Source organism: Vibrio sp. D173a (genome assembly GCF_030248475.1).
This window is the reverse complement of record NZ_JAHGAH010001097.1, coordinates 1-783: the sequence shown is the minus strand read 5'-3', so window position 1 is coordinate 783 and position 783 is coordinate 1. Positions and strand designations below refer to the sequence as shown.

The window sequence follows — 783 nt, the reverse complement described above, 5'->3', positions numbered from 1 at the left end:
ATCAGATAGCTGTTTTCTTGCGATCAGGGAATCATCGACCAATAGAATGTTGAGGGCTTTAAGACACTCACGCTCGATGTCGGTCAGCATAGGGATCTGAGCGTTCTCATATTCTGGATAGATCTTTGATAACAGCAGTTCGACGTCAAGCATCTGTACGCTGCGATCTTCAAAGCGAGTAATACCCGTTACAAAAACATTTTGTCCCACGCTAGCGGGTGGTGATTCAATGCTTCGCCAATCACACTCGATGATCTTATCGATCGAGCGAACTAAGAAGGCGACTACGGTTCTCAAGCAGTCTGTGACGATCAAAACACAGCTTTGATACTCTTCTGGAGAGATGGGACGAAAGCCCACTGCAGCCGACATATCGATGACAGGAACGGTAAGGTCGCGAATAGTGACGGTGCCGATTCCATGGTGATGAGAGTAGGGCAGTTGAGTCATTGGCTGAAAGGGAACGATCTCTCTGACTTTCAATGTGCCTATAGCAAAACTCTGAGTTAGAGATAGCTTAAACATGAGCATCCCCTGAGACTGGCTCGCCTTGCTGATCGTTTTCGCCATTGTTGTCTCCTGATTTCGTCATTGTTTTGTTATTTATAAAAATCAATGTAAAGGGAATTGGGCGGTGCGGCAAGGGACTGAATCAATTTTACCGTTCTTTTAGGCTATGCAGGGCTTAATGGAGTGAAGATTGCTCAGTCTTGAGTTAAAATCGGCGCATCGCAACACAATGAGAATGATCATGGCAAGAACCGCAGCAGCGCTTCACATCTT

1 protein-coding gene is annotated in these 783 nt (G+C 46.0%); it reads right to left on the bottom strand.

The window, feature by feature from the left end:
- A partial coding sequence (locus tag KIV40_RS31555) for a chemotaxis protein CheW (protein ID WP_285353251.1) occupies positions 1 to 570 on the bottom strand: 570 nt, incomplete at its 3' end.
- Positions 571 to 783: the final 213 nt, after the last annotated feature.